Origin of the sequence: Macrococcus epidermidis (assembly GCF_024205965.1) — a bacterium.
GTDB lineage: Bacteria > Bacillota > Bacilli > Staphylococcales > Staphylococcaceae > Macrococcoides > Macrococcoides epidermidis.
In genome coordinates this window covers 1,709,725-1,731,550 of record NZ_CP073819.1, presented here as the reverse complement: position 1 = coordinate 1,731,550, position 21,826 = coordinate 1,709,725, and the positions used below count along the sequence as shown (strand labels likewise).

Genomic DNA, 21,826 nt, shown 5'->3' with positions numbered 1-21,826 from the left:
ACATTGCGAAGGAGAAGATATGATGAAAACAAGAGTAGCGATTAATGGGTTAGGAAGAATTGGAAGAATGGTGTTCCGTGCAGCACTATTAAATGATAATTTAGAAGTAGTTGCGATTAACGCGAGCTATCCTCCAGAAACACTAGCACATTTAACAAAGTACGACACTACTCATGGTAAGTTTGAATTAGATGTAGAACCTGGTGACAATGCTTTAATCGTTGATGGTAAAGAAATTAAGTTAGTTTCTGAGCGTAATCCAGAATTATTACCATGGAAAGAGTTAAATATTGATATTGTGATCGAAGCAACTGGTAAATTTAATGATGCTGAGAAAGCGTCAGCACATATTAAAGCAGGTGCGAAGAAAGTATTATTAACAGCGCCAGGTAAAGGAAATGTTCAAACGATCGTTCGCGGTGTGAACTGTGCACAATTAGATGTAGATACATATGATGTTATTTCAAATGCTTCATGTACTACAAACTGCTTAGCGCCAGTAGCGAAAGTGTTAAATGATAAATTCGGAATTAAGAACGGATTAATGACGACAGTTCATGCGTATACAAATGACCAAAAGAACTTAGACAATCCACATAAAGATTTACGCCGTGCACGTGCATGTGCTCAAAGTATCATCCCAACTTCTACAGGTGCAGCGAAAGCTTTAGCTTTAGTATTACCTGAATTAAAAGGTAAATTACACGGAATGGCGTTACGTGTACCTACAACAAACGTATCATTAGTAGACTTAGTTGTAGATTTAGAGAAAGAAGTAACTGTTGAAGAAGTTAATGAAGCGCTTAAAGCATCTGCTGACAACGAACTTAAAGGTATTTTAGATGTAACATATGAGCCGTTAGTATCAGTAGACTTTAATACAAATCCACATAGCTCAATCGTTGATGGATTATCAACAATCGTTATGGAAGGATCTAAAGTGAAAGTATTATCTTGGTACGATAACGAATGGGGTTACTCAACGCGTGTTGTAGAGTTAGCAGTATTAATGGGTGAAAAATTAGCGAAATAATATAGAAGACAAGACATCTCTCTTAATTGAGAGGTGTTTTTATTTGGGATAAAAAGTTAAAATGGAGTAAAGATGTGTAGAGAAAGGGAAAGAGATGAAAAGAGTAATAGGCAAAATTAAAGAAGAATTAGAAATTATTAAGGATTCAATTGCTGAACATAGAAAATATAAAAGTATAAATCCAAGCTCATTTGAATATTTAACTTTGGTAGATGGAGAAGTAAAATCAACAGAGCATGATTTGATTACGGTTCAACTGTCTCCTAAAAGAGTACAATATTATTTGAAATTAATATTACCGAATATGAAAGAAAAACATTATCAAACAAATTATATAAATTCTTTTTGGGAATTTTCAAAAGAAGAATTTGAACAAGATATCGAAGATTTTGATAATTATTATAATTTATTAATTTTATTAGATATTAATAAAAAACCTGTGATTATTTGGGATTACATCACAGGAAACTTCTCATATCATCCAAATTATTACACTGGATTTATAGAAGAAGAAAATGTTTCATTAAAAACGCCTTTTTTAATAAAAGAAGAATGGGAAGAAAATTATCAACCTTTTAATTATATTGATTTTAAAGGAAATAAATTATCAACTATTTATTATTTCAATGACGACCAACGTGCTAAACTGTTAATTGACGAAGTAAATATAACGCGTTCAATATTTGATTATGGTGAAGAAACAATTAAATTTGTTAAAGCTAAAGGATATAAATATAAATTAATTGAACAATTTATAGTGATAAATGAAAAGATATCTACCGATGACATCTTTGAACTCATGGTTAGAGGTCTAAGTGATGGATGTGTAGGGTATAATGGAGTGTTTTATTGTGATTTTTATCAAGATTTAAATGAACGAGATCACTTTATTATCAAGAATAATGAATATTTGATAAATATTCGTGATGAAAAATTAATTGTTTTATATGAAGAATATGATATTTGTCATTGTTTAAATTTTTAACTTTTTAAACAATGATATTCAATTAGGGGAGAAATATGGAAAATATTATTGAGTTGAAAGATAAAGATTATGAAAATAATCACCTTAGCCTTACAGCAAAACCATCCGTTGAGGATGAACTAGTAGAAGTAGAATTTACTTTAAAAAGTTCAGCAATTTCTATTCCTGTTACAACATATTTTATGGATATAGATTTACCGGTATTTAATGATTTACTAGAAATAGGTGACCATTATTTTACTGAACCAAATATCTGGATTACTTCAATTGATGTTTCTGAAGAAGATGTCACTTTTTATATAAATATAGACTATGGTGAGTTGACGTCGTACGTGGCAACTGAATCTGGATTTTCATTAAGAATGGATGTGAGTAGAAATGAATTTGTGATGTTCTTTAGCAATATAAGTCGTTTGATAACATAAGATAAAGAATAAGACATCGTAAATCAGAAGTATGCTGAGCGTATACGGTTATATGACTTTGGTGAAAAACAATGGGATACAAATATTATTACGACGCATATATTAAGAGGGATGAAGTAATGTCTGCTAATAGAATTTAATATTCTATAAAATATTTTTAAAATTTTATAGAATTGACTATTTATTCATAAGTTTTTCAGAATTGATGCTTATATTTTTATTAAGCCAGTTTAGTAATCTTAATCTGCTTAATTAAATATGAGAGAAGGTAATAATATGATTGGAAATTTTGGTTCATTATTAATGGTTTTTGCAATGTGTTTATTAGGATTAGCATTTATACTTGCGATAAGTTTCATTTTTATGCATTTCATTGATCATGATTCATATATTAATAACAAAAAAATATTTACTAAAAAACGTAATATCATACTTGTATATCTAATGTTAGGTTATATTATTTTATACGTATTGGGCTTATATTTAGTTAATTAAGATGTGAGGGATTTTTATGGAAGGGTATAATATTCTCATTGTTGAAGACGATAGTATTATTGCTTCAAGTATAAAACGATTAATAGAATCAAAGGGAGCAAAAGTATATGTTAATGCGACAGGTGAAAATGTAAATGAACAGTTAGAAGATATCCATCTTATTTTGATGGATATTATGTTACCTTTTGACAATGGAATTGAACTAACAAAGTTAATTAGAAAAAGTGATAATAATATACCTATTATTTTTTTATCTGCAAGGAATGATATTGAAAGTAAATTAGATGGGTTAAGAAATGGCGAGGATTATTTAACAAAACCATTTCATCCGTTAGAACTAATTGCAAGAATTGAAAATATATTAAATGCTTCATATTCTAAAACGATGGATTACTTCTATGATTTTCAAATTGATATAATAAGTAAGATGGTATTTGATGACCAAGATAATGAAGTAGAATTGTCAAAAACAGAAAGAAATTTATTTTTTTATTTATATCAGAATAAAAATATCATTCTAGAAAAAGAAAAAATAATTGATTATGTATGGCCAGAAGGCGATACATATGAAAACAGTTTAAATGTTTATATAAAAAAGTTAAGAGATAAGTTAAATGATCATGATGGTAAAATCATTCATACAATTTATGGTATAGGTTATAGGTTGAATGGAAATGAAAAATAAAAAGCTATTGAAAAAGTATTTTTATATTATGGCATTTGGTGTATTTTTGATTCCAGTTACTTTTATATTATTAAATTATTTATTCTTATTAACTTATACTGGTATTACTTATATATTTAACTTTGATTGGAAATTTCAAAGTTCATTCTTTTACGTTAATTTTTATATTATTTATTTTATTTTTTTGTTATTTCTAGTCTGGATTGGTTCTAAATATTTTGAAAAGGTAATATCTAGAATTAATAATATCCACTCTACTGTTGAACGTATTACATATGATGAAAGTTTTCCTGATAAGTTAATATATCATTTAGATAGTGAAGATGAAATTAATGCCTTATCAGGTGCAATTAATAAATTGATTGATAGATTGAGATTTAAGGAGGCATTATTAGAACAGCAAAATAAAACGAAACAGGAACATATAAAACAATTGTCTCATGATATCAACACTCCCCTTACTGCGATAATGTTAGAGCTTTATGAACTCGCTATTGAATATGAAATTCCTGAAGAAAAAATTAATCAAATATATTCTAAAATAATGTACACTAATCAATTAGTTAAGAAAGTTTCTGAAACAGAAGAAATTGATTACGAAGATCAGTATATTTTTATGGTTGATTGTAGTATAGATTCTTCCGTTACAAATTCATTAATGAAGTGGAATTATTTATTAGAGAAGAATAAAATAAGTATTAAAACGAATTTGGATGAAAATGTAATTTGGAAATCTGAAGCTTTGTTCTTTGAAAGATTATTAGATAATATTTTTTCAAATATTATTAGACATTCACATACTGAAAAATTAATTATAAATCTTAACCAAAATAAATTGGAGATTATTGATTTTGGTATAGGGTATGACGTGAATCAAGTTTCTAATGATACTAAAGGAAATAAAATAATAAGAAATATATGTGAGAAGTTAAATATAGAATTGAACATAATATCCTCAAATAAGGGCACGAGATACTTATTAGTATATAAATAAACTTATATTCAATATTTCAGCTAAAATTTATTGGATTTAGATGTTTTTATCATTGAATTAAGTTTGGAAAACTCATTTCTTAAAATGAAATTTTGTATATGTTATACTATTCACTATTATGTTGATAGTGAGGTATGTTATGAACTGGATTAAAATTATCGTTGCGGCGATTTTTGAGATGTGCTGGGTAATTGGTCTAGCCCATGCTGATACTTGGTATGAGTGGGTACTTACTGTTATCAGTGTTTCAATCAGTTTCTATTTGTTGCTGAATGCATCAAAATATTTACCGGTTGGAACAAGCTACGCTGTATTTGTTGGTCTAGGTGCAACGTTAGTAACGATTGCAGATGTAGTATTTTTCAATGAACCAATAAGCGTTGAGAAAGTTATATTAATAAGTGTATTAATTATCGGTGTCATCGGTCTTAAGATGGCAACACCAGAGGAGGCAAAGTAATGTATTGGTTGATTTTAGTACTTGCCGGTATCTTTGAAATGCTAGGTGTTGTCGTGATTAATATGTATTCAAACACACATCAAAAGCGTTATGTTTTATTGCTGATATTTACATTTGCATGTAGTCTTTATTTTCTTTCCGTTGCGTTAATTGCAATTCCGATGAGTACTGCATATGCTATATGGACCGGTATTGGTGCAGTAGGTGGAGCAATTGTGGGGATTTTGTTTTACGGAGAATCGAAGAATGTATTACGTTTATTTTTTATGGGCTTAATTTTAGCAAGTACCATTGAATTGAAGTTGTTGCCTTAAAAGTAAAGTGTCACATACCGTATTTGGTGTGTGACACTTTTTTCATCTTTGCTTTAATTGTATCGGATAAATATCGGTAAACGTTGCTTCAATGACTTTTGCCATAATGTCGTAGCCGAATACATGCGGATGTAGTCCGTCATCTGTAAGTTCATTTCGTAAATAGTCGATGCCATCTTTCGTTTCAGTCATCTGTGTATAGTAATCGATAAATAATGCATCATGTTCTGTACATAGTTGTTTAATTTCGTGATTAATTATCTGAACAAGTTTTGAGCGCGTTATAAATCCTTCTAACTTAGGTCGGTTCGTTGATGTGAGTGTAGTAACTGCAATATTTATGTTATTTTCATTTGCCATCATAATCATTGCTTCAATATCTTCAAGGATTCGTGACTTAATTTGTTGCTGGTTGTTATCGCTTTGATCAACGTCGAGCGCTTTCGTATTATTAATGCCAATCGATAAGACAATCCAATCGGGTTTCAACTGGATACTATCTGCTGTAAATCGGTCGCGTACCCATTGCGTACGATCGTTTCCAATGCCACGGTTAATCATTCGCTTGCCATTGTTTAATTGCAGGTAACTTTCTATATCCCAGTAATCAGTAATTGAATCACCGATAAAGACGATTCCTACAGGGTCGTTATGATAAAGTATCACTTCATTTCTATGATTAAAGCTTTCTCTTAGTTTGTTTACAGGATGTCCTTCTTCTAACTTTGGTAAATGGATATAATTCGGTCTCATCAGTTTTCTCCTTCTGGAAAGTTATTAATTTATTAATTTTAACTTATTCATATAGTTTATTATATACCCAGAACAGTGTAATCTTATGGATTTTTAATTGTTTCGTATTCATGTATAATTAAATAATAATAAAAAAAGGGGTGATTGTCTTGAAATGTCCAAAATGTGGTTTTAATCAATCGAAGGTGATTGATTCACGACATGCAGACGATTTGACTGCAATCAGAAGACGTAGAGAATGTGAAGAATGCGGTACACGTTTTACTACTTTCGAAAGAATTGAATTACAGCCATTAATCGTCGTAAAAAAAGACGGCACAAGACAAGCATTCAACCGTGATAAAGTGTTACATGGTTTAGTCCGTGCATGTGAGAAGCGACCTGTTGCTTTTGAATCACTTGAAAAAATTACGACAGATGTTGAGACTGCTTTACGTGAAAAAGGTAAGACGGAAGTGTCTTCGGTTGATATCGGTGAATTGGTGATGGAGCATCTAATGACTTTAGATCAGGTTTCCTATGTAAGGTTTGCGTCTGTCTATAAAGAATTTAAAGATGTCGATCAGTTATTACGTACAATGAGCGGTCTATTGAACGATAAAGATAAGAAGTAGGTGTCAGCATGCAACATTATTTTACGGAATTAAATGGTACGGATCAGTTTACCGTCACGACAAACTATATAAGTACGCATCTGACTGAAGATGTTCTTAAGACACTTTATACGCCTTTAATTGGTATTGAATGTGTCGGTGTCTATCAGTTCTTAAGTCAGTTTTTAAATGACTATAACCAGGTTAGTAACGATTACACTCATTATATTTTCTTAAGTGAACTGAAGATGAATTTGAGTCATTTCGAAGTGATTCGTAAACGGCTTGAAGCAATTGGTTTACTTAAGACGTATATGAGAATAGATGATAGCAATCAGAAGTTTATCTATAAATTAATCAGTCCTGTAATGCCTGCACAATTTTTTAATGATCCTATGCTTTCTGTGTTCTTATATCAGCAGGTGGGTAAGCATCGATATCAAGTGTTAAAGAGTAGATATTTTACAAATAATATAGATTATGATGGTTATCGTGATATTTCAAGTAAATATATGGACGTATTTGGTACGCCGAAATCTCCTGAACCCGTTGTATTCGAATATAATAGTGAGATTATTAAACAAAGTGACCCGTATGGTATTCCTATTCATCATCAGACATTTGATTTTGATATGCTTGAAACATTGCTGGCACAGAATCTGATCACAAGTGAACAATTACCTAAGAAGACGCGTGATTTAATTTCTCAGCTTGCTGCATTATATGATATTGCACCTACAGAAATGCGTCAGATTATCTTGAAGTCACTTACAAGCAATCAAACGATTTCTCATGAAGCGTTACGCAAAAATGCACGTGATTTCTATAAGATAGAACACGACGGTGCACTACCAACTTTGCAGTTTCAGGAACAGTCAGATAATATAAAGCCTGAAGATAAGGAAGCGAGTACTCTACTGAACTGGTTTGAAATGCTGGATACAACGAGTCCAATCGATATGCTTACTTCATTCAGTAAATCAGAACCGACCTTAAAGCAGAAACGCATGATTGAATCTATTTTAGAACGTGAACAACTGCCATATGGTGTGTTTAATATTCTTATTCAATATGTATTGTTTACAAAGGATATGAAACTCCCGCAGGCGTATATTGAAGAGATAGCCTCAAACTGGAAGAAACAAAATTTAAAAACAAGTCAGGAAGCTTATCATTTTGTAAAATCGATGGATAAGAAACGTACTGAACGTAAAGATAAATCAAGTAGACCGAAACAATATTTACCGCCTTCTAAAGAGATGACACCTAAATGGTTAACGGAAGAACCGATAGCAAGCAATAAAGTTGATGAAAATGTCGATCTAGAAGCGGAACGTCGTAAGTTACAGCAAGAACTCAATCAATTATGGGAGGAGGATAAATGATGAAACCGATGGGCTCAATATTAAACGCTAACAGTGAAATTTTTAAGCGTATTGAAAAGATAAAAAAAGAAACGATAAAACATCCTGAAATAAGTGCGTTTATTGCTGCTAACCATGTTACCGAGCAGATGATAGATAATGATTTATCTGTCCTCCAGGAATATAAAGATTCTTCAATTATGTGCCAGGATTGTGCATCTTATGGCCAGTGTAAGAACTTTGTCCCTGGTCACACGCCTGAACTATATATTGAAAATAATCACATTAAGATCAGACATTTACCATGCCCTTCTAAGCTTGCTTATGATGAAGAACAAAAGATGAAGCAGTTTATAACGGCAATTCATATGCCAAAAGATGTCCTGAATGCAAAGCTTGCAGATATTTACCTCGATGATAAAACGAGAATAGATATTGTGAGACGTGCAGGGATGGTATGCAGAGATATCGCAAAGGGTGTCGATACGAAAGGTATGTATATTCATGGACCATTCGGTACCGGAAAATCATTTATTTTAGGTGCAATCGCAAATGAATTGAAAGAGCGACATATTTATACGACGTTAATGTACTTTCCGGAATTTATTCGAGAATTAAAATCAGGGTTTAACGATGGTACATATACAGAGCGATTAAATCGAGTAAAGAATACGCCTGTTCTAATGCTCGATGATATCGGTGCAGAAGACTTAACACCATGGGTACGTGATGAAGTGTTAGGGCCGATATTAAATTATCGTATGATGAATAATGTGCCGACATTTTTTAGCTCAAACTTTGATTTTAAAGAACTAAGTCATCATTTATCAATAACGAAACAAGGTGCAGAACAGACGAAAGCGCGACGTATTATGGAGCGTATCGAAACATTAAGTGATGAATATATGTTATCAGGGAAAAATTATCGCCGTGAAAAATAAGTTTGAAAATTACGATAATAAGTGTATAATATGTATTAACAAACAACAAAACTAAATTCGTATATATATAAATTGTAAGGATAAGATAGTCTATCATTAATTTTTAGAGAGCTGATGGTGCTGAGAATCAGTAATTAAGTTAGATTGTTACTCCCTTATTGGTATGACAACTAATCATTGTCCGGCTCAAGACCGTTATCTTATGCAGAGTTGCTGAGTGATCAGTAATTAGGGTGGTACCGCGAATTGACTTCGTCCCTTTTTGGGATGGGGTCTTTTTTGTTGTTTAAAATAAAATAAAAAAGTGAGGCGTTATGAATGAGTGAAATTAATGTTAAGTTTCCAGATGGTAATGTAAAAAGTTTTGAGGCTGGCGTTACAACTGAGGATATTGCAGGTTCAATCAGTCCTGGTTTAAAGAAGAAAGCTTTAGCAGGAAAATTTAATGGACAGATGGTAGATTTATCAACGGCACTTGAAACAGATGGAGACATCGAAATCATTACGCCTGAGTCTCCTGAAGGTATAGAAGTACTACGTCATTCAACTGCACATTTAATGGCACAAGCGTTAAAGCGTATGTATGGTAATGTGCATTTCGGTGTAGGTCCTGTTATTGAAGAAGGATTCTATTATGATGTAGATACTGAACATAAAATTTCAAGCGAAGATTTACCTGAAATTGAAAAGACAATGCGTCAAATTGTCGGTGAAAACATTAAGATTGAACGTCGTGTTGTAAGTCGTGATGAAGCTAAACAAATTTTTGCCGATGATCCATACAAACAGGAGTTAATCGATGCGATTCCAGCTGATGAGCATGTAACAATCTATTCTCAAGGTGAATTCACTGACCTTTGCCGTGGTGTACATGTGCCATCAACTGCTAAAATTAAAGAATTTAAATTATTATCTACAGCTGGTGCATACTGGAGAGGTGATGCGAATAATAAGATGTTACAACGTATCTACGGTACAGCCTTCTTCGATAAAAAAGCATTAAAAGAACATCTTCAGGTTTTAGAAGAGCGTAAAGAACGTGACCACAGAAAGATTGGTAAAGAATTAGAGTTATTTACTACAAATCAACTTGTCGGCCCTGGTTTACCGTTATGGTTACCAAATGGCGCTACAATTCGTCGTGAATTAGAACGCTATATTGTTGATAAAGAAGTTGCATTAGGTTATGACCACGTGTATACACCAGTTATGGGTTCAGTTGATCTTTATAAAACTTCTGGACACTGGGATCATTATCAGGAAGACATGTTCCCGGTTATGGAGATGGACAATGAGCAAATGGTATTACGTCCGATGAACTGTCCACACCATATGATGGTCTATAAAAATAAACCACATTCATACCGTGAATTACCAATCCGTATCGCTGAACTTGGTACAATGCACAGATATGAAGCAAGTGGTGCTGTAAGCGGATTACAACGTGTTCGTGGTATGACTTTAAATGATGCACATATCTTCGTTCGTCCGGATCAGATTAAAGATGAATTTATCCGTGTCGTGCAACTTGTAATAGATGTATATAAAGACTTCAAATTTAAAGATTATAAATTCCGTCTAAGTTATAGAGATCCAGAAGATACTGAAAAATATTTCCAGGATGATGAAATGTGGGAGAAAGCACAATCAATGCTTAAAGAAGCAGTTGATGAAATGGGCTTAGATTACGAAGAAGCACCAGGAGAAGCTGCATTCTACGGTCCAAAACTCGATGTACAGGTTAAAACTGCGTTAGGTAAAGAAGAAACTTTATCTACAGTTCAATTAGACTTCTTATTACCGGAACGTTTCGATTTAGAATACATTGGTAATGACGGCGAGAAACACCGTCCGGTAGTTATTCATCGTGGTGTTATTTCAACAATGGAACGATTTGTTGCTTTCTTAACAGAAGAATATAAAGGTGCATATCCTACTTGGCTTGCTCCAAATCAATTAGAAATTATTCCGGTTTCTAATGAAGTGCATTATGACTATGCGCGTAAATTATATGATGAGTTAAAATCTCAAGGTGTTCGTTGTCATATTGATGACCGAAATGAAAAGATGGGCTACAAAATTCGTGAAGCACAAATGCATAAAGTCCCTTACCAGGTTGTAGTAGGAGATAAAGAAGTTGAGAATAATGAAGTAAACCTGCGTCAATATGGTTCTAAAGATTCTAAAACTTTAGATCGCGACGAGTTTATCTGGAATTTAGTTGATGAGATTCGTCTAAAAAAATAATGATTTGATTTTTTATGAGTCTATGTTTTTAAGGAAAATCATCATTTAATGTTTTAACGTATTAATAAAAAGAGGTTGAAATAATAAGTGATGTCATGTATATTAGTAACTAACTTAATATTCCTCGTTGAGGTAGAGGTTGCACTGTTTATGAGTAGATGATGGATATGTCATACACATAAACGAAGTTTATCGAAAGGAAACAGTGCCGAAGGAATAATGTGTATGAACATTATATCCTGGGCTAACATTGAACAAGTGTTAGACTGTCACATTTGTGATGCGCTACTTAATTTTGATGATTATACTTTCAAATGAGTACGCGTATCATACGTGTGCTCATTTTTAATTTTTGAAAGGAAGTCAATATATGCAAAGTACGAATGGAGTACAAAGAAAATTGAAGCAGCGCCATATTTCGATGATCGCTATTGGTGGCTGTATCGGCACAGGTTTATTTATGACCTCTGGAGGAGCGATTCGTGATGCTGGCCCAGGTGGTGCGTTACTTGCGTTTACGATTATTGGTATTATGGTATTTTTCTTAATGACAAGTCTTGGTGAAATGGCAACATATTTACCGATTTCAGGTTCATTTTCTACCTATGCAACACGCTTCGTCGATCCATCTCTTGGATTTGCGCTTGGCTGGAATTATTGGTTTAACTGGGTGATTACAGTTGCAGCAGATGTGAGTATCGCTGCGAGCGTCATAAAGTACTGGGCACCGATGGATTTCTTGCCGGGTTGGGCATGGAGCTTAGTGTTTTTAGCAATTATTTTATTTTTAAATACATTGTCAGTTCGAGTTTATGGTGAAAGTGAATATTGGTTTGCGATTATAAAAGTTGCTACTGTTATATTATTTTTAATCATCGGATTACTAACAATCGTTGGAATATTAGGTGGCAAGTTTATCGGTTTTGATAACTTCACGACAGGTGATGCTCCATTTGTCGGTCATGGTTTAACGGGGTCTTTCTTAACGATTCTTGGCGTATTCTTAGTAGCCGGATTTAGTTTCCAGGGTACAGAACTTGTTGGTATTACAGCAGGTGAATCAGAAGAGCCGGAAAAAACGATACCGAAAGCGATTAAACAAGTTTTCTGGAGAATTTTAATTTTTTACATTCTCTCTATTTTCGTCATCGGATTAATCATTCCTTACACGAATCCTAACTTAATGGGGGGAGATAGTGTTGCGAAGTCACCATTTACGTTAGTATTTGAAAATGCTGGCCTTGCATTTGCAGCATCCTTTATGAATGCTGTTATCTTAACATCTATTCTATCAGCGGGTAATAGTGGTATGTATGCTTCAACGCGTATGTTATATGCGATGGGTAAAGATGGATTAGCATCACGTAAATTCTCAGAAACAAATCGCAAAGGCGTTCCTATTCCGAGTTTACTTGCAACGTTTGTTGTGGTGGTAATCATCTTCTTAGTAGAGCGTGTTGCTAGTGGTGCTTACGAATATATCGTGGCAGCAAGTGGTTTAACAGGATTTATCGCCTGGCTTGGTATTGCAATTAGTCATTATCGATTCAGAAGAGCGTTTTATGCTCAGAACAAAGATATATCAGTATTAAAATATAAAGCGATGTGGTTCCCATTCGGTCCGATATTTGCATTTGTTCTCTGTTTATTTGTAATTATCGGTCAGGATACTGATTTAATATTAGGTGGTAAGTTCGATCTTAATGGTTTCTTGATCACTTATATGGGGATTCCAATTTTCTTAGCGTTCTATTTCTACCACAAACTAAAATATAAAACGCGTAAGATTCCTTTAACAGAAGTTGATTTATCTCAAGATACAGATATGAGTGAATATGAAAAAATAGATGTTGACTTATAAATATTAGCCTGTTATACTTAAGTCTGTTGAATACGAAACGGACAAGTAGAAGCATCCCGCTTCTCGCCCTGAAGACGCAAAGAGCAGTTACAGGGTTAAATAACATGGTTAGACATGTCTATTTTTTAGCGGGTGCATTATGCATTCGCTTTTTTGTTTGTCTTCGTAAATCAAATAGGAGGTGTCAACCATAGCTAAAGATCAAACTCAAATCAATGACAAAATTCGTGCGAGAGAACTTCGTTTAATCGGTCATGATGGTGAACAACTTGGCGTTAAAACTAAGTTCGAAGCAATTGAAATTGCAGAACGTGTTAACCTTGATGTCGTGTTAGTTGCTCCAAATGCGAAACCACCAGTAGCCAAAATTATGGATTACGGTAAATTCAAATTTGAACAACAAAAGAAAGAAAAAGAAGCACGTAAAAATCAAAAAGTTGTTGTCGTTAAAGAAATTAGATTAAGTCCAACGATTGAAGATCATGATTTTAATACGAAACTTAAAAATGCTCGTAAATTCTTAGAAAAGCAGGACAAAGTTAAAGTATCAATCAGATTCCGAGGTCGTGCAATCACGCATAAAGAATTTGGTCAACGTGTGTTAGAGAAATTTGCAGAAGAATGTAAAGATCTTGCGACAGTTGAACAAAGACCAAAGATGGATGGCCGCTCAATGTTCTTAATGTTAGCGCCAATCGTCGACAAAAAACAAAACTAGGAGGAACAAAACATGCCTAAAATGAAAACTCACCGTGGTGGAGCTAAACGTGTTAAAAGAACTGGTTCAGGAAAATTAAAACGTTCAAGAGCTTACACTTCACACTTATTCGCAAACAAATCAACGAAACAAAAACGTGGACTTCGTAAAGCGTCATTAGTATCTAAAGGCGATCAAAAACGAGTAGCACAAATGTTAACTTACGTAAAATAATAAAATTAGAAACACTGAGGAGGAATTATAATGCCACGAGTTAAAGGTGGAACAGTTACACGCGCGCGTCGTAAACGTACAATCAAATTAGCTAAAGGTTACTTTGGTTCAAAACATACATTATATAAAGTAGCAAAACAACAAGTAATGAAATCAGGTCAATATGCATACCGTGACCGTCGTCAAAAGAAACGTGACTTCCGTAAATTATGGATCGCACGTATCAATGCGGCAGCGCGTATGAACGACATCAGCTATAGCCGTTTAATGAACGGATTAAAAGTTGCTGGTATCGATATCAACCGTAAAATGTTATCAGAAATCGCTATCACTGACGAAAAAGCATTTGCTGAAATCGTAGCACAAGCGAAAGCGGCTTTAAACAAATAATAAGATATTAATCTTAAAAATCTCTAAGTTATGATGACTTAGAGATTTTTTTTATGGCCATTTTTAATATAAAAAAGGAGGGTAAATCGATGGAGATATATAAACAAAAAAAATAATAAATCCGAAAGTAATAAAAAGTAAAGACATATTTCTTATTAAATTACTTGCAAAAAAATTTATATAGGGAAATCCCTATTCATATATACATGTGAACATATTCACAACTAAATAAGCTATAATATAAATGTATCTTTTATTGAGGGGGAGGCACATGAAAGGAATCATATATATCGCACATGGATCAAAGATGCCTGATAAAAATCAACTTTTCAGAGAATTTGTAGATAATATAATATCAAAGCGACCTGAAACAGTACAGCAGTTAGCTTTTCTCGAAAAAGATGACGAGAATGTACCAATTATTACACGCCGTATGGTAGATGCTGGTGTCACAGAATTTTTAGTCATGCCAATGCTCTTATTTCCAGCAATGCATGCAAGAGAAGATATTCCAGCACAGCTTAATGATGTATTGAAGGATTATCCACATATAACATACCACATTGCAGATTGTTTCGGAGATGAACCAAGTGTCTACAAGGTATGTGAGCGCATTATTTCTGGATTTAAAGATGCAACGATACTGATTACAGCACATGGTAATAAAAGATTTACTGAACCAGATGAACGTCTCACTAAAATGGTGGAAGTCATGCAGCAGACGTCAGGTCAGAACTTAGTACCAGCAATGTTATATGGTAATTTAAGTTTTGAAGAAAAACTGAAGACGATGGATAAGCAAGACAAAATTATCATAATGCCATATTTCTTATTCGATGGTCATCTTGTGCGTAAGATTAAAAGACTGAGTCAGCCTTTTATAGAAGCAGGATACGATATATCTTTTACTGAAACATTGGATTTAGATTTTGCAATGACACAAGGTGTATTAAATAAACTGGCACAACTTGAGGAGGATGCATATGTATCCAGTCATGCTTAATTTAGAAGGTAAAAAGATACTGATTGTAGGTGGTGGCAGAATTGCCAAACGCAAAGTAAACGGCTTACATGGTGAAGGTGCGTTTATTACTGTCATGGCACCAGAGATAGATGTTGAAATAGCGTCAATGGATGTTGAATGCATTCCATACCCATTTACAAAACAGGATATCAGTCACTATGATATCGTGTTTATTGCAACAAATGATGAAGGTGTTAATAAGCAGGTTATGGAATGTGTGAATGATAATCAACTTGTTAATGATTGTTCAAATAAGCGTAACTCAAATTTCTTTAATGTAGCATCTTTTAAACATGATGATATGCGTATTATGATTTCAAGCGATGGAGCAAGCCCGGAGAAAAGTAAAATACTCAAACAAAAAATTAAAGATTTATTAAAATAAATGAGCGAATGTGCAGAGGAGAAATAATATGAAACAACAATTAGTTATGATCGGTAATGGTATGGCAGGTATACGTACGATTGAAGAAATATTAGAGCGTAATCCAGATTTATTTGAAATCACAGTTATTGGTGAAGAACCTTATCCAAACTACAACCGTATTATGCTTTCAAATATTTTACAGAAGAAGATGGATATACAGGAAACGATTCTTAATGATTATGATTGGTATAAAGAACAAGGCATCACTTTAATCAATGATGATAAAGCTGAATCAATCGACAGAGCAAATAAAACAGTAACAACGAAAAAAGGGATCACAGTTTCATATGATAAATTAATCATTGCTACAGGTTCAACTGCTTTCATGTTACCGATAGATGGTGTGAAACTTGAAGGTGTTATCGGCTGGAGAACAATTAAAGATACAGAATACATCATTGAACAGGCACGTCATTACAAAAAAGCTGTTGTCATCGGTGGTGGATTACTCGGCTTAGAATGTGCGCGTGGATTATTAGACCAGGGCATGGATGTTACAGTTGTACATTTAGGCGAATGGTTAATGGAAATGCAGTTAGACCGTAAAGCTGGAGAAATGTTAAAAGCTGATTTAGAGAAACAAGGCATGAAGTTTAAATTACAAGGAAACACACAAGAAATTATCGGTAAAGATCGTGTTGAAGCAATCCGTTTAAGTGACGGTTCAGTAATTGAAACAGATTTAGTTGTAATGGCAGTAGGTATTCGTCCGGTAACGAAACAAGCACGTGCAGCTGAACTTGAAATCGGTCGTGGTATCGTTGTTAATGATTATATGCAGACGAGTGACCCGGATATTTATGCCGTTGGTGAATGTGCTGAACATAACTCAAAAGTATACGGCTTAGTAGCACCACTTTACGAACAAGGGAAAGTATTAGCAGATCATATCACAGGCAATCCAACAGATGGTTATCACGGATCAACTACATTTACATCACTTAAAGTATCTGGCTGTGACCTATTCTCTGCCGGTAAGATTTATGAAGGTGAAAAGACGCGCGGTATTGAAGTGTTTAACGGCTTAGATAATGTCTATAAAAAAGTATTCGTAGAAGAAGGTAAAGTTGTAGGTGCTGTACTTTACGGGGATACTGAAGAAGGTAACCGTTTCTACAATATGATGAAAAAAGAAGAAGCAATCGAGGAATTCACATTAGTATCTTTATTACACAAAGCTGGTGAAGTTGATGCAATCAGTGTTGAAACGATGGCAGACGATGAAACAATTTGTGGATGTAACGGTATTTCAAAAGGACAGATTGTTAAAGCAGTACACGAAAAAGGTTTAACAACTGTTGCAGAAGTTACAGCGCATACTAAAGCCGGTGGATCATGTGGTAAATGTAAAGGACAAATCGCTGATTTACTCGTTCATACTTTAGGTGATAAATTTGAAGCGGGTGGCCCAACTGGAATTTGTGGATGTACAGAACTTTCACGTGACCAGATTGTGACGCAAATTCGTGCAAAAGGTTTAAAAACGTCTAAAGAAGTACGTCACGTATTAGGATTTAAAAACTTAGGTGGATGTCCGAAATGTCGTCCGGCAGTCAACTACTACTTAAATATGTGCTGGCCACATGAGCATGAAGATGAAAAAGATTCACGTTATGCAAATGAACGTTTCCATGCAAACATTCAAAATGATGGTACTTTCTCTGTCATTCCACAGATGCAGGGTGGGGTTACAAATCCTGATCAGTTAATTAAGTTAGGTGAAGTTGCGAAGAAATATGATGTACCGTTAGTGAAGATCACTGGGGCACAGCGTATCGGTTTATATGGTATTAAAAAAGAAGAATTACCTCAAGTGTGGGAAGATTTAGGCATGCGTTCAGCATCTGCTTACGGAAAAAAACTACGTTCTGTTAAATCATGTGTCGGTAAAGAATTCTGTCGATTTGGTACGCAGTTAACGACACAACTTGCAATTCGACTTGAATCAACATTTGAATATATCGATACACCTCATAAATTTAAAATCGGGGTATCAGGTTGCCCACGTAGCTGTGTAGAATCTGGTGTGAAAGATTTCGGTGTTATCGGCGTTGAGAATGGCTTCCAGATCTTTGTTGGTGGTAACGGTGGTACGGAAGTTAAAGCTGCAACATTACTTACAACTGTAGCAACTGAAGACGATGTGATTCAATTATGTGGTGCGATGATGCAATACTACCGTGAAACAGGTATTTATGGTGAACGTACTGCACCATGGATGGAACGTCTAGGATTCGACCAGGTAAAAGATGTATTGCTTGATGAAGGGAAACAAAAAGAATTATTTGAACGTTTAATGGATGCCAATAAAGCACGTCAGGAAGAGCCGTGGAAGGCAATTGCATCAGACGAAGAGAAACGAAAAATGTATGAAGTGGAGCGCGTATAGTCATGGAAAAAATAAAATTATTCAATGTATCTGAACTAGAACCTCAAATCGGTAAGAAAGTATTTGTTAAAGATGAAGAAATCGGTATTTTCTTATTAGAATCTGGTGATATTAAAGCGATCAGTAACCGTTGTCCACATAAAAATGGACCTTTATCTGAAGGGACAGTAAGTGAACATTATGTATTCTGTCCGTTACATGACAGAAAAATTGATTTAAATGATGGACAGGTTCAGGCACCAGATGAAGCAGATGGATGTGTTTCAACATATAAAGTAGAAGTAGATAACGGTGAGTTATTCATATGGATAGACTAGGAAAAGTCATTTTTATTGGAGCTGGACCAGGTGATCCTGGTCTTGTTTCTTATAAAGCAATCAGAAGAATAAAGACTGCAGATGTCATCATATATGATCGACTAGTCAATCCGATATTATTACAATTATCAAAACAAGATTGCAAACTTATATATGTGGGTAAAAATCCAGATGTTAAATATAAAGCACAGGATGAAATCAATCGTATTATTAATGAGAAAGCAGCATTAGGATTAACAGTAGTGCGTCTTAAAGGTGGAGATCCTGGTATACTTGGCCGACTTTCTGAAGAAGTAGATAGTTTAGAAAAGAAATATGAATATGAGGTTATTCCTGGTATAACAAGTGCTAGTGCGGCTGCACTCTATTCTGGATTTCCATTAACTGATCGCGCGCATGCGCCTCATGTTACTTTCTCAACAGGTCATCTGCAAAAAGATAGTATGCGCGAAATTGATTTTCAGGCGTTGGCTAAAGGTGGTACACTAGCGCTTTATATGGGGATGAAAGCATTACCTGAAATTGTCTCTGTCCTGTCTAAAGATATGGATGCACATTTAAAGGTAGCTGTCATTGGCAATGCAAGTTATGGTTATCAAAAAACGGTGATAGGAGATTTATCAACGATAAACGATCTTGTTATAGAATATAAAGTTACACACCCAGCAATGATTATTATCGGTGATGTAGTAAATGTGCGTGACGGTTTGTCATGGTATGAACAACTACCGGAGTTCGGATTAAGAAAACTATACATTTCACAAAAATCCATCGACAAGCAAGAAATACTGGAGATGTATGATCAAGGTGGATTTTATTATGCAATTGATCAGTTAAACGATGACCTTGTACAAAGTAAGTATTTCAACATCCATTCTGAAATATTATCGATTCATGGTTTTGATGAAGTCATAACAGACTCACTCGAGTCAATAAGTTTACTAGAAAGTAGATTTAATATAAAAATCAATCCATCAAAGATTAAAATGAATGAAAGCTTGAACGATTAGTTCAAGCTTTTTTAAATCAAGGAGTTATCAAATGACAATCAATGAAGAGAAATTTATAGCGGTATTACCAAAGTTAAACAACACAGAACATGTATATTTAAGTCTTTTAGCGGAGCGTGGCTTAAACATTAATCGAGATAGTATTCAAACAGAAGTCGTTTTACCGAACTTGGTCGAAGCAGGCATCATCCCTGCTACAAATGGTGCAATGTTCTTTATGCCGATTGAAATAATCAATATCTACAATCAACATGTCTTAAATAGTGAATTTGCTGAAATACAATCACCATCGGAAGAAGAAATCGAAAATGAAAGCGCAGCGTTTGAAACGAACATTGCGCAATATAATGAACAGATGAAGATGGAAGAACAAATCGATACAATGATTCAAATGCATGGAAACAAACCGTTAAGAGAACATTTAAATCATTTTACGTTAGAAGATTTAAAAGCAATCGTCCTGTTTTACCAATTGGACATTAAAGATGATAAGCAAACCCAAATTAATATCATTCATGAATCATTTTTCAAAGATTTCACGATGCTAGAAAAAATGCTGAAATATATGGATTACGAGCTGCTGTTAAATATCGAGAATGCACTACAATTCAACTATGATAACTTTACATATATGAAAGGTGCAACAAGAGAAATCTTCTTGTATGCACATACTTTTAATGAAATTCTTTTCTTACCAAATGATGTTGCAGCACATATTAAGAAATATCAAAAGCAACATGGGTATTTAAATGAGGATATTGAGAAGATTAAATTTTACCGTGGTATTTTCAATATATATGGATTTACACGCATCGATATCATGCAGCAAGTGTATGGTAAACTTTATCAAGAAACATTAACGCGTGAAATGATTTTGAAAGATATTCAAACGTTCTTCCCGAATTTAGTACCGAATATCAAAGGAAACTGGATAAAGCACGAATTATATTCACATCAGCAATTAAATTTAGATGAGATGTTCAGTAATATGGAATATTATATACCGCAGTCAAAAGAAGCGGTATATAAATATATATTAAACGCATATGTTGAACCAAGTAATAATACACGTGAACTGAAAGTTGAATTAAAACGCAATATGAAAGGTGAAGTAATTTACAATCAACAAGTTGAAGCACTTTATTCAGAGATTATTGAGACGTTCCGTGTGACAGATAGTTTTGAAACTGCATTTGAATTTATCGCAGATTTAGGGGTGAAGAACATGATTAGTGTCGTACCAACTGAACGATTAACGCGACTTTTGAAAGACGTTTATACGGAAGTGCGTTTATGGCGTTTGGGTGGTAAGAAAGTAAGTGAAATGCCTGAATATAAACGAAGTAAAATACAGGTAGTTCAGAAGAAAAGTAAGAAGAAAAAGAAGAGAAAATAGGGATTTTATGAAATAACAGCTGCTCACTTGAGTGGCTGTTTATTATTTACTTATGTAATTGATAATAATAAACTTGAAGTAATACAAAATTAGAGGTGAGCGTATGCATTATGAATTAAAAAGAATTTGTATCGGTGGTATAGAAAAGATTGATGTAAACGGTAAAGAGAAGAAAACTGCTTATTATAAATATCCTATTGATAATGCAGTACAACTTACTGTTACAGGGTTTGTCGGAGATCAGCATGTTTATAAAGGTCATGGTGGTGTCAATAAAGCAGTCTGTTTATATGATTATAAGGATTATGATTTATGGTCAGATTACATGGATATAGATACAGAATTTAGTTTGTTCGGTGAGAATATTACGACTGTTGGACTAGATAAAGATACGATTTGTATTGGCGATACGTTTAAACTTGGAGAGGCACTTATTCAAGTGACTGAAGGACGTGGACCATGTAATACGATTGCACAGGTTCACAATGTACCGAATATTGTAAAGATGATGGCTGTAAGTCGAGCAACAGGTTGTTACTTTAGAGTGCTTATTGAAGGTGTAGTTGCACCAAATAGCAAGTTAGAACTTATGAAGAAAGATGAAACTGGATTGACGTTACATGAGTTTAATGAATTAGTTTACGGTGATAAGAAGAACAAAGCTTTGATTGAAAAAGCATTAAAAGTTGATGCTTTACCTGAAGAACACAAAGAAAAGTTTGCGAAACATTTATAATAAATAATTAACTCTTCAATAATATAGAATATTCTGATAAATTAGAAGTATAATGC

The 21,826-nt window shown here is 33.8% G+C and carries 24 protein-coding genes, 1 riboswitch and 2 other annotated features; of the genes, 23 read left to right on the top strand and 1 reads right to left on the bottom strand.

Features of this window, described 5'->3' with window-relative positions; translation table 11 throughout:
- Window positions 1-22 precede the first annotated feature (22 nt).
- The 8 genes from KFV12_RS09175 to KFV12_RS09140 all read left to right on the top strand — a co-directional run bounded on the left by KFV12_RS09175 (window position 23) and on the right by KFV12_RS09140 (window position 5,391).
- Complete coding sequence (locus tag KFV12_RS09175) at window positions 23-1,033, top strand: glyceraldehyde-3-phosphate dehydrogenase (protein ID WP_254256622.1); 1,011 nt, start codon at window positions 23-25, stop codon at window positions 1,031-1,033.
- A gap of 94 nt (window positions 1,034-1,127) precedes the next feature.
- Complete coding sequence (locus tag KFV12_RS09170; protein WP_254256621.1) at window positions 1,128-2,018, top strand: hypothetical protein; 891 nt, start codon at window positions 1,128-1,130, stop codon at window positions 2,016-2,018.
- Between the two features lie 35 nt (window positions 2,019-2,053).
- Window positions 2,054-2,443 (top strand): hypothetical protein, encoded by a 390-nt coding sequence (locus KFV12_RS09165; RefSeq protein ID WP_254256620.1) that lies wholly within the window; start codon window positions 2,054-2,056, stop codon window positions 2,441-2,443.
- A gap of 276 nt (window positions 2,444-2,719) precedes the next feature.
- Complete coding sequence (locus KFV12_RS09160) at window positions 2,720-2,938, top strand: hypothetical protein (protein WP_111715416.1); 219 nt, start codon at window positions 2,720-2,722, stop codon at window positions 2,936-2,938.
- Between the two features lie 16 nt (window positions 2,939-2,954).
- Window positions 2,955-3,623, top strand: coding sequence for a response regulator transcription factor (locus KFV12_RS09155; protein ID WP_111715415.1), 669 nt, complete (start codon window positions 2,955-2,957; stop codon window positions 3,621-3,623).
- The gene (locus KFV12_RS09150) at window positions 3,613-4,617 is read left to right on the top strand and encodes a sensor histidine kinase (protein ID WP_111715413.1); all 1,005 of its coding nucleotides are present in this window, start codon (window positions 3,613-3,615) and stop codon (window positions 4,615-4,617) included. The genes KFV12_RS09155 and KFV12_RS09150 overlap by 11 nt, the downstream gene beginning before the upstream one ends.
- Window positions 4,618-4,756: 139 nt before the next feature.
- The gene (locus tag KFV12_RS09145) at window positions 4,757-5,077 is read left to right on the top strand and encodes a DMT family transporter (protein ID WP_254256619.1); all 321 of its coding nucleotides are present in this window, start codon (window positions 4,757-4,759) and stop codon (window positions 5,075-5,077) included.
- Window positions 5,077-5,391: a DMT family transporter gene (locus KFV12_RS09140; RefSeq protein WP_254256618.1), complete on the top strand. Its 315-nt coding sequence runs from the start codon at window positions 5,077-5,079 to the stop codon at window positions 5,389-5,391. Before KFV12_RS09145 ends, KFV12_RS09140 begins: the two co-directional genes overlap by 1 nt.
- Window positions 5,392-5,433: 42 nt before the next feature.
- Here KFV12_RS09140 and KFV12_RS09135 read toward each other — a convergent pair whose 3' ends face one another.
- On the bottom strand, window positions 5,434-6,144 hold the full coding sequence (locus KFV12_RS09135; protein ID WP_111715408.1) for an SGNH/GDSL hydrolase family protein: 711 nt from the start codon (window positions 6,142-6,144) through the stop codon (window positions 5,434-5,436).
- Window positions 6,145-6,293: 149 nt separating this feature from the next.
- Between KFV12_RS09135 and nrdR the strand changes: the two genes are divergently transcribed.
- The 15 genes from nrdR (at window position 6,294) to KFV12_RS09060 (ending at window position 21,770) form a co-directional block, all read left to right on the top strand.
- A complete protein-coding gene (nrdR, locus tag KFV12_RS09130; protein WP_099579958.1) occupies window positions 6,294-6,758 on the top strand; it encodes a transcriptional regulator NrdR in 465 nt (154 codons plus the stop codon).
- Between the two features lie 8 nt (window positions 6,759-6,766).
- A complete protein-coding gene (gene dnaB, locus KFV12_RS09125; protein ID WP_239242517.1) occupies window positions 6,767-8,122 on the top strand; it encodes a replicative helicase loading/DNA remodeling protein DnaB in 1,356 nt (451 codons plus the stop codon).
- A complete protein-coding gene (gene dnaI / locus KFV12_RS09120) occupies window positions 8,122-9,042 on the top strand; it encodes a primosomal protein DnaI (protein WP_254257650.1) in 921 nt (306 codons plus the stop codon). Before dnaB ends, dnaI begins: the two co-directional genes overlap by 1 nt.
- Before the next feature lie 68 nt (window positions 9,043-9,110).
- Window positions 9,111-9,305 (top strand) — a binding site (T-box leader).
- 55 nt (window positions 9,306-9,360) lie between these two features.
- A complete protein-coding gene (gene thrS, locus KFV12_RS09115; RefSeq protein WP_254256617.1) occupies window positions 9,361-11,289 on the top strand; it encodes a threonine--tRNA ligase in 1,929 nt (642 codons plus the stop codon).
- A gap of 125 nt (window positions 11,290-11,414) precedes the next feature.
- Window positions 11,415-11,585, top strand: a riboswitch (Lysine riboswitch).
- 74 nt (window positions 11,586-11,659) lie between these two features.
- Window positions 11,660-13,150 (top strand): amino acid permease, encoded by a 1,491-nt coding sequence (locus KFV12_RS09110; RefSeq protein ID WP_254256616.1) that lies wholly within the window; start codon window positions 11,660-11,662, stop codon window positions 13,148-13,150.
- 37 nt (window positions 13,151-13,187) lie between these two features.
- Window positions 13,188-13,313: a sequence feature (ribosomal protein L20 leader region), on the top strand.
- An 18-nt stretch (window positions 13,314-13,331) separates the two neighbouring features.
- A complete protein-coding gene (infC, locus tag KFV12_RS09105; RefSeq protein ID WP_254256615.1) occupies window positions 13,332-13,868 on the top strand; it encodes a translation initiation factor IF-3 in 537 nt (178 codons plus the stop codon).
- A gap of 12 nt (window positions 13,869-13,880) precedes the next feature.
- Complete coding sequence (rpmI, locus tag KFV12_RS09100; RefSeq protein ID WP_012657249.1) at window positions 13,881-14,081, top strand: 50S ribosomal protein L35; 201 nt, start codon at window positions 13,881-13,883, stop codon at window positions 14,079-14,081.
- 30 nt (window positions 14,082-14,111) lie between these two features.
- Window positions 14,112-14,471, top strand: coding sequence for a 50S ribosomal protein L20 (rplT, locus tag KFV12_RS09095; RefSeq protein ID WP_111715401.1), 360 nt, complete (start codon window positions 14,112-14,114; stop codon window positions 14,469-14,471).
- A gap of 271 nt (window positions 14,472-14,742) precedes the next feature.
- Window positions 14,743-15,474 (top strand): sirohydrochlorin chelatase, encoded by a 732-nt coding sequence (locus KFV12_RS09090; protein WP_170122469.1) that lies wholly within the window; start codon window positions 14,743-14,745, stop codon window positions 15,472-15,474.
- On the top strand, window positions 15,455-15,880 hold the full coding sequence (locus KFV12_RS09085; protein ID WP_170122468.1) for a precorrin-2 dehydrogenase/sirohydrochlorin ferrochelatase family protein: 426 nt from the start codon (window positions 15,455-15,457) through the stop codon (window positions 15,878-15,880). Before KFV12_RS09090 ends, KFV12_RS09085 begins: the two co-directional genes overlap by 20 nt.
- 28 nt (window positions 15,881-15,908) lie before the next feature.
- Window positions 15,909-18,311 carry a nitrite reductase large subunit NirB gene (gene nirB, locus KFV12_RS09080; protein ID WP_254256614.1) on the top strand — a complete coding sequence of 801 codons (2,403 nt, stop codon included), beginning with the start codon at window positions 15,909-15,911 and terminating at the stop codon, window positions 18,309-18,311.
- 2 nt (window positions 18,312-18,313) lie between these two features.
- The gene (gene nirD / locus KFV12_RS09075) at window positions 18,314-18,628 is read left to right on the top strand and encodes a nitrite reductase small subunit NirD (RefSeq protein WP_254256613.1); all 315 of its coding nucleotides are present in this window, start codon (window positions 18,314-18,316) and stop codon (window positions 18,626-18,628) included.
- Window positions 18,616-19,638 carry a uroporphyrinogen-III C-methyltransferase gene (gene cobA, locus KFV12_RS09070; RefSeq protein WP_254256612.1) on the top strand — a complete coding sequence of 341 codons (1,023 nt, stop codon included), beginning with the start codon at window positions 18,616-18,618 and terminating at the stop codon, window positions 19,636-19,638. Before nirD ends, cobA begins: the two co-directional genes overlap by 13 nt.
- A gap of 31 nt (window positions 19,639-19,669) precedes the next feature.
- Window positions 19,670-21,034: a hypothetical protein gene (locus tag KFV12_RS09065; protein ID WP_254256611.1), complete on the top strand. Its 1,365-nt coding sequence runs from the start codon at window positions 19,670-19,672 to the stop codon at window positions 21,032-21,034.
- A 103-nt stretch (window positions 21,035-21,137) separates the two neighbouring features.
- Window positions 21,138-21,770, top strand: a complete 633-nt coding sequence (locus KFV12_RS09060) for an MOSC domain-containing protein (protein WP_254256610.1) — start codon at window positions 21,138-21,140, stop codon at window positions 21,768-21,770.
- Window positions 21,771-21,826: the final 56 nt, after the last annotated feature.